This is a genomic window from Microseira sp. BLCC-F43 (assembly GCF_041929235.1).
In the GTDB taxonomy this organism is placed as follows: Bacteria; Cyanobacteriota; Cyanobacteriia; order Cyanobacteriales; family Aerosakkonemataceae; genus Microseira.
This window is the reverse complement of record NZ_JBHFNP010000004.1, coordinates 1-10,883: the sequence shown is the minus strand read 5'-3', so window position 1 is coordinate 10,883 and position 10,883 is coordinate 1. Positions and strand designations below refer to the sequence as shown.

General features: G+C 43.8%; 11 protein-coding genes and 2 pseudogenes. All 13 read right to left on the bottom strand.

Features of this window, described 5'->3' with window-relative positions:
• A partial coding sequence (locus ACE1CM_RS00960) for a formate dehydrogenase accessory sulfurtransferase FdhD (RefSeq protein WP_374875534.1) occupies positions 1 to 385 on the bottom strand: 385 nt, incomplete at its 3' end.
• The gene (locus tag ACE1CM_RS00955) at positions 372 to 1,982 is read right to left on the bottom strand and encodes a mechanosensitive ion channel family protein (protein WP_374875533.1); all 1,611 of its coding nucleotides are present in this window, start codon (positions 1,980 to 1,982) and stop codon (positions 372 to 374) included. The genes ACE1CM_RS00960 and ACE1CM_RS00955, both read right to left, overlap by 14 nt.
• Positions 1,983 to 2,271: 289 nt before the next feature.
• The gene (locus ACE1CM_RS00950; RefSeq protein ID WP_374875532.1) at positions 2,272 to 3,060 is read right to left on the bottom strand and encodes a DUF4058 family protein; all 789 of its coding nucleotides are present in this window, start codon (positions 3,058 to 3,060) and stop codon (positions 2,272 to 2,274) included.
• 89 nt (positions 3,061 to 3,149) lie between these two features.
• Positions 3,150 to 3,305: a hypothetical protein gene (locus ACE1CM_RS00945; RefSeq protein WP_374875531.1), complete on the bottom strand. Its 156-nt coding sequence runs from the start codon at positions 3,303 to 3,305 to the stop codon at positions 3,150 to 3,152.
• The gene (locus ACE1CM_RS00940) at positions 3,302 to 3,526 is read right to left on the bottom strand and encodes a hypothetical protein (RefSeq protein ID WP_374875530.1); all 225 of its coding nucleotides are present in this window, start codon (positions 3,524 to 3,526) and stop codon (positions 3,302 to 3,304) included. The genes ACE1CM_RS00945 and ACE1CM_RS00940 overlap by 4 nt, the downstream gene beginning before the upstream one ends.
• Before the next feature lie 122 nt (positions 3,527 to 3,648).
• Positions 3,649 to 3,957 (bottom strand): annotated as a pseudogene (locus ACE1CM_RS00935) (DUF6745 domain-containing protein); the annotation flags it as partial.
• 52 nt (positions 3,958 to 4,009) lie between these two features.
• Positions 4,010 to 4,324 (bottom strand): annotated as a pseudogene (locus tag ACE1CM_RS00930) (leucine-rich repeat domain-containing protein); the annotation flags it as partial.
• Between the two features lie 485 nt (positions 4,325 to 4,809).
• The gene (locus tag ACE1CM_RS00925; RefSeq protein ID WP_374875529.1) at positions 4,810 to 5,103 is read right to left on the bottom strand and encodes a hypothetical protein; all 294 of its coding nucleotides are present in this window, start codon (positions 5,101 to 5,103) and stop codon (positions 4,810 to 4,812) included.
• A 316-nt stretch (positions 5,104 to 5,419) separates the two neighbouring features.
• Positions 5,420 to 6,661, bottom strand: a complete 1,242-nt coding sequence (locus ACE1CM_RS00920) for an OFA family MFS transporter (RefSeq protein WP_374875528.1) — start codon at positions 6,659 to 6,661, stop codon at positions 5,420 to 5,422.
• A 212-nt stretch (positions 6,662 to 6,873) separates the two neighbouring features.
• Entirely contained in the window at positions 6,874 to 7,479 is a 606-nt protein-coding gene (locus ACE1CM_RS00915) for a cytochrome b/b6 domain-containing protein (RefSeq protein ID WP_374875527.1), read from the bottom strand.
• A 90-nt stretch (positions 7,480 to 7,569) separates the two neighbouring features.
• A complete protein-coding gene (locus ACE1CM_RS00910) occupies positions 7,570 to 8,220 on the bottom strand; it encodes a hypothetical protein (protein ID WP_374875526.1) in 651 nt (216 codons plus the stop codon).
• Between the two features lie 37 nt (positions 8,221 to 8,257).
• On the bottom strand, positions 8,258 to 8,761 hold the full coding sequence (locus ACE1CM_RS00905) for a DUF29 domain-containing protein (RefSeq protein WP_374875525.1): 504 nt from the start codon (positions 8,759 to 8,761) through the stop codon (positions 8,258 to 8,260).
• A gap of 106 nt (positions 8,762 to 8,867) precedes the next feature.
• On the bottom strand, positions 8,868 to 10,883 hold a 2,016-nt coding region (locus ACE1CM_RS00900; protein WP_374875524.1), incomplete at its 5' end, for a molybdopterin-dependent oxidoreductase.

The following is a 10,883-nucleotide window of genomic DNA, read 5'->3' as shown; positions in this document are numbered from 1 at the left end:
TTTCTGAGATGGACATCTTGCCTATCTCTCCCACCTCACCAGAAACAGATGGTGTTTCTGAGATGGACATCTTGCCTATCTCTCCCACCTCACCAGAAACAGATGGTGTTTCTGAGATGGACATCTTGCCTATCTCATTATCTACACAATGGGTAATGCGGCGGATATCCTCGCGTTTGTTAATCGCGCCTTCGCTGTAAAGAAATCCGGCGACCAGTTCAAAATCATTTCCTGGTGTTCGCATGGTAATTGCTATGGTGTGGCGTATCCCAGCAGCAACGAGACGGATTTCTAGGGGTTCTTCTGTGGCAAGATAATCTGAGCGAGGACGTACCTTGCCATTTTCGACTACCCAGACTTTGACTTTGGTTTTAGGACTGCCCAATGTTTGAGTGGTTCAAAGAGTCATGCTTAAGAATCATCACCTGATCCCCGGAGGAAATTTCAATCCCTTCTCGGTCAAGCGTATCTTTAATTATTTTACGAGTGATTCTTTGAATTCGGGTATGGCTTCCGGGTTTTACTTTTGTAATCGTGCGAATTGACAAGTCAGACTCCCCGAATTTTTCTATCCCATCCACCTGCATTGGTTCTATTATCTCTGGGTAATTTTCCTTTAACTGCTTTCCCGCTTCTTCTAGAACCTGGTACAGGTGATCGAGGTTGCATTCATAGGTCACACTCACTTCCACCACTGCATAGATATACTGTTTAGAGTAGTTGATTATATCTTTAATTTCTCCATTCCGGATAATGTGTACTTGACCGTTCATATTGCGGATGCGAGTGCTTCTCAGGTCAATTGCTTCCACAAATCCCGAGGCAGCATTCACTTCGATATAGTCACCCACTAAATAATAGTTGTCAAACAAGATAAAAAATCCACAAACTATATCATTGATTAGGTTCTGCGCCCCTAGCCCTATCGCTATACCCACGATACCTGCCCCCGCTAATATCGGCCCTGGGTCGATGTTAATAACATTGAGGCTTAAAATCCCCGCAGTAAAGTAAATCAAATATTTCAGTATACTTTTAATTAAGGGGATGATTGTCTGCCGCCTCTGTTTTTGTAATTCAGTTAATTTTTCAGCCCTTAAAATTAAATCCTCAAGCAGGTAGTTAGCAATTTCTATCACAATTGCGCTGAGGAATAAAATAGTGACAATATGAATAATTTTGGGAATGTACTCTGCCATCTTAGCGAGCAAATTAAATTCCCCCACAATCAAATCCGCCATTTGAAGATAGATGACGTACTCCATATATTTTTTTGACAGGGGAACCAAATGGTGGAAACGCTGGTAAAATCCCAGAATTTTTTGGTTATCTTTTTTGCTACTGATGGCATCCAGCGTGTCAATTAGCACATCAATTGCTTTGACACAAAGTAAACCTATTGAGATATTGATATAGATTTTTAAGCCAATTAACAAACAATTGGTAACGATCTGAGGCAGTTGAATAAATTGGCTGCATAAGGTAAAACTTAATAGCCAAATACTATTGGTGAGTAAATTTTTGAGCTTCCTAAAAACCAACCCAATGCTCTGATCGTTTTCTGGGATATTGTCAAAATTCTGGGCGCGTTCGCAAGCCCAATCCACCCCTCTGTGCAAAACTGGTAAGCTGATCTTAACCAGCACCAGTAGGCTAATAGTTTGTAGGATAGACGCAGCTACCGTTAGCCAAAATTGAGGCGGTATGCTGTTAAGTAACTTCAGTTGGAATTCTTGAACGCTTTGGCGTTGATAAATTACTATCCCATTGACGCCGACTACCAAAATACATAGCGCCCCACAGGTAAACAGCAAAAGTCGGCTGATATTCCGACGCCAGGTGGCAATTTTATCGGTTTTTCCCCTAATCCAAGAAAATTTGGTCATCTGCTTGATGGCGATTCCAACCAGCCAGTTCAGCAGAAAAAAGGCACCCATCAACAGGACGACTTCAGCAACGGTGATTACAATGTCCACTTTCATCTATCTAATATTTTTTTGTATGTAAATATTTTATCATAAGTATCAGATGGCGTCAAATAACACGGATGCGATCGCCAGGTCTATACTGGGAGATCGGGAATGCGTACTGACGGGCTATTTTTGCTCTCCCTGAGATTTGAATTGGTGGAAAAAACATGGGGTAATAGAATAAAAGGGATCGCAGAAATAGAGGCGAGATTCCTGAAGTAGGCTACGCCAACGCGCCTGCTAAAACTATATATTTCCCAGAGTTGAGGACTTATGCAGCTACAACCAAGTATTCAGTCACTTACTCAGCATTGCGGAGTCCTTGCGCTTTCAACAACTCATCTGCCCAAGTTGCATCCTCTGGGTTGAGTTTTGGCACTGGTTCTTGAGTGTAATCAACTGCCATGTCAAAATATGCTTGGTCATACACTTCATTTAATATACTTTGCAACTCGACTAATGGTTCGACATCGCCGGGTCGCAGCGGTAAAGTAAACGAGGGGATTGCATCCCGCAGGCCAAAAGCATACATATAAGCTCTAGGACGGCGTTCGCGAAGCGTCTCCGAAGGAGATTCGCCTGGACTAATTAATATGCGATAATCTGACTGGATTTCCTCTAAAATTCCGATGGGCTGCCCAGTTCTGAGCAAGTCAATTTCTACTAAGTGAGTGCTGCTTCCCAAAACTTGCTGCCGCTTGCTTTCATAGACTTTTCGACTTTCTTTTGAGCGTTTATTCTTAGGGGAAATAAGTTCGAGAACGGTAATAACTGTACCCGTTCCCCCTTCTTTAATGGCTAAATAGCTTTCTCGGACTTCTTCGGGTAGGGGGACTGTAACTGAAATGGCTTCGGTTTCAGCAGCAAGGGCAACGGTCGATCCGGGTTGGTTCGTAGATGGCGTTCGCTTCGAGTATACCGCCACATCGGGAATTCCCACCAAAACGCTATCCTCGATCTCACTCATATAGGTGCGCTTTTCGATGGCGACTCGATATTTGGGGCGGAGGAAGGGGGCGATATGCCAAGGGCACGCGCAGCGGAAGGGAGGCATATCGCAGTTATCAACCGATGATGAACTTCTGACCACAATTCGGGATTTTCTAAATAGGGATTCATCCCTGGAAATCGAGAAGGCATAGGATTTTAGATTTTAGATTGGGGATTTATTTACCCAGTTTACAACAACTTTTGTGTGGTAAATAAAGCCTTGCGCTCGCGCCAGTTAGTTAACAGCACTCGCCATAATCGCTGGCTTTGCTGACGAATGTTTCTAGGCAGTGCTTTGATTACCTTGAAGGTGTCGGGATTAACATAGACAAGGTAACGACTCAATCTAATTGAGCCTCCACATCATCCCATTTAAGCCAACCAGCATACTCGTAATCGCCACCTGCGGCTTTCAGTTCAGCCAAGGCTTGACGTGAAATTTGCAAGTCTTCCAAATCTTCCAACCACTCAATTAAAGCTTCCCAGTCGTCTGCATTCAATACAGCAAGGCGTTTCCCTTTTACTGTGACAAATTGAACCGATTGTAAAACTTCTAGGCCAGTCATAGAAAGGTTTATCAGAGGTAATTTATCAATTCTAAATCAAAACAGTCATAGCAGGGTCAGCATTGCCCAAGTTCCAGATTAATTTCCCATCAATTGTTTGATGCGATCGCGGTGTAATTTTTTCAATTCTGCACCGCAAATTCTTCTGGGTCGATGCCCCAATTCACCCAGCGAATTGCCTCCCGTGCCGATTTCATATCAGGTGGGACGCGCAAGGCGTGGATATGTCCAGTGCTGGGGCATGTCATTTTTAACAGATAAATTGGATGTCTTTTTAGCTCCCGTTCAAAATCATCAAAGATATCGATTTTTAATAAACTGTATTCGCGCCATAAATCTAATTCAGTAGCTTGCAATTATTGACAAATTCGGTCGTAGCCAATTACTTGAATCAGCAATCGCCTGATTTCGGCGTTGTCTTCTGACAAGAGCAAGGTCTGCGATCTGATTGTCGCCGAGATACAGTTGTGTCAGATTGGCGAGGGAAAAGAGGCGACTAATATCTGCGATTTGATTGTTGTTGAGATACAGTTGTGTCAGATTGGCGAGGGAAAAGAGGCGACTAATATCTGCGATTTGATTGTTGTTGAGAGACAGTTGTGTCAGATTGGCGAGGGAAAAGAGGCGACTAATATCTGCGATTTGATTGTTGTTGAGAGACAGTTGTGTCAGATTGGCGAGGGCTGATAGGGGGCTAATATCTGTGATTCGATTATTGCTGAGATACAGATCAGTCAGGTTTGAAAGTATCCGATCAGCTTCATAGCAGTCAGAAGTAGTAGCACGCCATAACAGCATTTCAACTGTATGCCTTGCTGCTTCTGGGAGGCTGTCAAAGTGCAAACACCAGTCGGCAAAGGTGGTGAAATTGGTTGAAAGGTTGGGTTGAGAAGACATAAAGTAAGAGAGTTTTTATGATTTTAGAAATAGAGGCGAGATGCCTACGACGCGCTAGGCGATCGAGGGCAGTTGAATTAGCCTGGAAATAAATGAGGCTAAGAAGCCCAAGTTTGTTTTAACTGAGATCTTGCACTCCTCTCATCACCCGCCAGGGATTTAAATCTCCGGGCTAACAGCTAAAGTCCTCTAAAAGAGGACTGGGGAAAGCATTCAGTCCACTTAAGTGGACTGGTAGAAAAGATTAGTCCGTTTTAACGGACTTGCGCTATTAGCCTGCGATTTGAATCGCAGGCGGGTGTGGACAGTAGCACCGATCGAGAAAGCCAACAGCATCATTGATTTGGGGGCGGGCTGTATGGCTGATTGAAAATGCTGTTTCAATCTTAATCCGCCACGTATCTCCAACTTTGCGGTTCGTATTCCCGCTGAATTCGCACTACCCAATTCCCTTGGGGAACCGAAATTGCCTTATGTTCCTCGTGGGTTAAAGTGGCGGTGTCTGAAAAGACGCGCAGGTAAAGCGTGCCATCTTTTTCGTACAATTGGGCTTTCCCATCGCTAATGCGGTGTTTGTGTCCGGTGACTTCTCCTTCTGCGAGTGTCAAATGAGACAGCTTTTCTCCCTCAATTTGCGGTGCGGGTAATAAAATTACGTCTCCTTGTCGAATCGGTTGCATAAATAGTTATCCCAATCTGGATGATTTTGTGATTTGTATTACAAATAATACACTAGCGTCAAGTGGGTTGGCGTTGCAGGAGTGGGAAAGCTGAGGAACAAGCGATATGCCAAGGGCTAGCTTCGCGAACGCATGAATTTTGTTGCTGCACAAAAAACTTGATATGCGATCGCATAACTCCCTCATCTCCTAACCAGATTTTAGGGAGAGGGAGTATTAACAGGACTTACGCAGCTACATTAGATATGGTGGATGGTGCGTTAGCGATAGCGTAACGCACCCTACATATAGAAACTTTGCGTAAGTCCCGATCAAATTAGCTTGCTTCTGATGCGAGTTTAGCACTCCGCTTCAGCACAAATGCGGCGATGATGATGCCAACAATGGCAAGAATCCCCGTAATGTAGAAAGCGTTGGTATAGCTGCCAAAAGTATCGCGAACTTTCCCGGCAACAATCGTCCCGAAAAACGCTCCCACTCCGTAGGCGGTGAAGACGATACCGTAGTTTTTGGCGTAGTTTGTGGGGTCGAATAAAGTTAAAGTTGCTGTGGGTGCGATCGCTAACCATCCCCCTAAAGATAGCCAGAATAAACAAAAGGCGATGATATAGGTGGCGACTTGTCCTGCACCTGCCTGAGTCATCATAATCGAGGCGATTATGATCAGGATGTAGTTGGCGATCGCGGCATATTTCGGCTTAAATCTATCGGTTACCCAACCAAAGATCGGACGCCCTAAACCATTAAACACCGCGAATAGAGAAACCGACGCCGTCGCCGTCCCTGCGTCTAATTTAATAATTTCCTGTGCCACTGGAGAAGAAATCCCAATCGCACTCAATCCTACAAAGGTGCCGATGCTGTAGCATACCCACAGTCCATAAAATGTGGGATATTGCATCATCGTTACAGTTTCATTTCTTGCCATTGCTGATACTTGAGAAGCCGTAAAACCCGCAGGCGTCCATCCGGGTGGCGGCGTCTTTAAAATTGTCGAAATTGCCAAAATAATCAAGGTAAAAACGATACCTAAAATTAGAAAGGTTGTCTGTAATTGATAGGTATCGATTAAATATTTAGCGATGGGTGCGGTAATTAAAGGCGATAAACCAAACCCAATTACGGTTAACCCAACTGCCAATCCTTTTTGATCGGGAAACCACTTTGCTGCTAGTGCTAGCGGTACGCCGTAAGCAATTCCCACTCCCGCACCGGCGATAATGCCATAGGTTAATACCAGGACATAAATATTAGGTGCAAAAGCCGATAAAATATAACCGATTCCCGTCACGACGCCGCCTACTGCCGTCACGGTGCGAGAGCCATATTTATCGATAAAAAAGCCGGTAATAGGCATTAGTACGGCATAAAAGACTAGCAATACCGTAAATGGTAATAGACTATCCGTTGCACCAATATTGAGCAGGTTTTCTAACGGCTTTCTGAAGATACTCCAGGAATAAACAGTCCCGAGACACAGCAACACCATTATTCCCAACAGAATGAATAGCCATCTTCCTTTTTCTGCTGGCATTCCGAAAACTTTTGTTTCGTCCATGTTTTGAATTTCTTATCGGTGAGATAGCAATAAGTAATGGTTTTCCATTCCCTGTTGGCTGGTTAATTTACTATACTTTGGTTTCTAGTGCAATAGTTTTCTCAAAAAAATCAAACTTAGTTTAGAGAAACCGGGTTTCTCCAAGAAACCCGGTTTCTGAGAGGCTGTTTGATTGAGCGATCGCAAGTTGTTTTGGACTGATTCTATCAAACTCACAAATGGGGACGCCGCAGCCAAGCTTTGATTTGTTCGGGCCATCTAGCTGGATGGTCTTCTGGTCGGAATTTAGGATCGAACATCGAAAGAATTAAGGGAATTCCACCAACTTTAATACTCATCAAAATGTGAATCGCCAGACTTGCAATAATCCCGCACCAAGCGATGAGGTGGACGTCATACCAGACGTGATTCATTTCCCCATTAGGCAACCAATTTTCATCCTGAAACTTACCTGAAATTAAAGAAAAAATTGCTGCTATTAACATCAGCGTATTCGCCAGACGCTGGAGAGTTACCCACCAAACGGGTTTTCCGACTTGCGTCAGTTTATTCAAAGAATCGGGTTGTAGCAAGCGTTTAGAACCAGCACGAATGCTGTAAATCGTAAACAGTATCATAAGCGGCAGAAAGAAGAATCCAAACGTGCCGTGAATATCGATTAACTCGCGATTTTTTAAGGTTAATCCCAGCTTGCCAAATCGACCATCCCAGCTATCGTAGACCAAAAATCCGGTAATGGCTGCACCGATGACGAGTATGGCATTGACGCCGTGGAGGAGGCGTAAAAGTAGGGGTTGATAGAGTTTAGATTGTGGCATGGCTATATTTTAATCCAAGGTTTTCTAGGAGCATAAAACATTGCGTTCTGGAATGTTATAAGTGGAAAAACACAAATTTTACAATCCTGATTATTCTTCTGTTTTTTTGACCACGTTTACCTCAAGATACCAAAAAGAAGTTACCCAAATCTCCTCTTCCTTTTTCTCTAGTTTTCTGATTTCTTCGGAAATGGCAAATACAATGTACCCAAACAAAAAAAGCTGTATGTTAAACTCCCATCTGTCTAGGTATGGAATTACTTTTTCTTTTGCATATATTTCCCTCTTGGCGATCGCTTCCAATTCTTGATCATTTTGTTCCCAATTAGCTCTAATATATCTTCTAATTAAGTTGATAATATTGTAACTATTGTAACCTTGAGCTTCTAGTTCAGAAATCATCGGCTCTAATTTGGGAAAAAACCTCATCCTTATTACTTGAGTTCTCTCTTCGTCAATTTGAACTTTTCCATAAAAAACCCCATCAACTTCGTACATTGAGTATCCATAGAATACCTGATCCATTCCCTCAATATCTTCTCGAGTGTAATGACTTACACGTCCGCTATTTTGTAAGAATTTTTGAATGCTTTCCTGATGGATACGAAAATGCTGCTTTACATAATCCCAGTCAAATCCCCGCGTTAGGGTGTCATACAATATGCCTTGATATCTTGACTTTTTGGGCAAATAAAGCTCTGTAAAAACTCCGGGTTGCGAAGGATTAAACTGATAAGTCATAAATCCCCTAAAACAAAATTATAAAAATGGTCACTGTTCAACTTTCTACCACCCAATTCTGACCCGATTCAACAGGTTGTCCTGGGAAAAAAGTAGCATCCAAAACTTGATCGATGGCGTAGGGACACTCATCAGGAAAGTCTTCATCCGTGAGGGATGTCTCGCGTACAGCTAAATCGATTCCATCTTTGTAGGCATTTTCCAACGCTGAAGTCAGATAGGGTTTTAAACTGGGATTTTCTTTCAAATGCTCAAGAATTCGGCGACGTTGTTCGCGCATTGTTACAAACCAGCTTTTAGAGCGTTTGTTAGGCTGAAATTCCCACTTGAGCAAATGACCGAGTAGAATGCCCAAACGATTTCTTAATTCCTGCCGTTGTTGCTTTCCCAAAGATTCAATTTCCTCGGCTAAATTTTCAATATCCAAGCTATCCCATACTCTTTCTCGCAGTAGTTTAGCCTGTTCTTGCGTCCAAGCATAGAAATCTTGCTCGTAAAGATTGGAAGTTATCTGTGAGGATGCGCTTATTTTTGTATCCATAACTGATACCATGCGTGGATTTTAGATTTTGGATTATGGATTGGTGCGTCAGGCGCAAGCTGTTAACTGGGGTAAAAACTCACCAATTATATGCGCCTGACACACCCTACAGTCTAGCTTCTGCCTTTTCCAGGTGTACCAAAGCATTGTAATCGGGGATGCCGGAGATGTGCGATCGCTTCTTCCGATCCAGCAAAACATTCCCTTCAGGCCAGTGTACCTGCAAATTACCCGGTTTCACACCAGCGATGTAAACTTTCCCCTGCAATTCGCCTAAATCGTTCTTCAAAACCACAGCATCTCCCTGTTTTAACCCCAATTTTTCTGCATCTTCTCCACTCATCAACACTGCTTCTCGAAAAGCACCTGTAATGGCATCTTTCTTTTCTTGCACCATACTGTTAAATTGCTTTCCGCGTCGCGTTGTCACCCAGAAACAACCCTCCGGCAATTCCTTCTGCGACGGAGACAGAATGGCAAAATGCGCCTTCCCATCAGGTGTGGGGAAATTCCAACCAAAAGCGAGATGCGAACCACCATATTGAAATTGATCGCCAGGTTCTTTTAAATGTTGAATTCCCGCATACTGGGGAATCACCAAAGCAATTTCTTGCCGAATTGCTGCTGTACTCTCTTGTGGGATAGGCATCTTGCCTGTCTGATTTCCATCTTGTGGGATAGGCATCTTGCCTGTCTGATGATCAATGGCAGGCGAGACGCCTACCCCACAAGAGAAATGCAATTTATCTGCCAATTCTGGTTTCACCCTTCTTGCCAATTCCATAAATACTTCCAATTCCGGACGCGCTTCGCCAATTCGATGACCTGGAATTTCCGGACTAAAAATCACCCGCCGTTCCGTACTGGTTTCTGTTACTCCTCCAGGAATTTCATAGCGAGTTGTAGCCGGAAGTAAAACGACTGTATCTGCCGGTTCAAGTAACATCTGACTTGACAGCACAATATCCATATGTACCCGCAACGGCACTTGTTTTAAAGCCGCTTCCACATAATCGGGTTCCGGTAAAACTTCCAGGAAATTTCCCCCGACTGAAAACAGCACATCCAGCTTATTTTCATAAGCTGCATCAATCATTTCTGTTGCTATCAGTCCCTTGCTGCTAGGAACATCAAATCCCCAAATCTTACTCAAGTCCGCAGCATTTTCAGCCGTAATAGGTTTACCCCCTGGAAAAGCTGTCGCATAGCATCCCATTTCCGCACCACCCTGGACGCCAGAGTGTCCCCGAATTGGCATTAACCCGCACCCTTCGCGTCCAACAAATCCTTTAGTTAAAGCGAGATTAATGATAGAACGCACGTTATCTTCGCCGCATTCGTGTTGGGTAATTCCCATACTCCAAACGAAAACGGCTTTATTTGCTTCCCCGACCATTTTGGCGAAAGCATACATGTCCTCTTTAGTCGCACCGGAAACTCGCTCTAATTCCGACCAAGATTGCGTATCGAGAGCGGCTTTTAATTCGGCAAAACCTGTGGTATAATTACCAATAAAATTCGGTTCTATCCAGTTATTTTCTATCAGGTGTTTGAGCGTGCCATTGAGGAAGGCAACATCTCCGCCGACGTTGACTAAAAAGAAATCTTCGGCGAATTTAGTGCCAAATAAAGCACTTTCCACAATCGAAGGAACCCAGTATCGTTCCATTCCCGGTTCGCGATAGTTGTTGATGCAAACTATTTTTGTCCCCGCTTTCTTTGCCCAGTGGAGATATTTAACGGTAACCGGCTGATTGTTGGCAACATTTGAACCAATAAACACTAATAAATCTGTGCCGATCCAATCTTTATAAGAGCAAGTTGTTGCAGCGACGCCGAGGGATGTTTTAAGTGCAGCGGTGCTGGGAGAATGACATACGCGGGCAGCATTATCGATGTTATTTGTACCCATCGCCCGGACTGCTTTTTGGACGGCATAATAGGTTTCATTCACAGTGCCGCGACTGGTGATGTAGAAACCGAGTCGATCCCCCCCAACCCCCCTTGTCAAGGGGGGCGCAAATTCTTCCAACCCCCCTTTTGTCAAGGGGGGCGCAAATTCTTCCAACCCCCCTTTTGTCAAGGGGGGCGCAAATTCTTCCAACCCCCCTTTTGTCAAGGG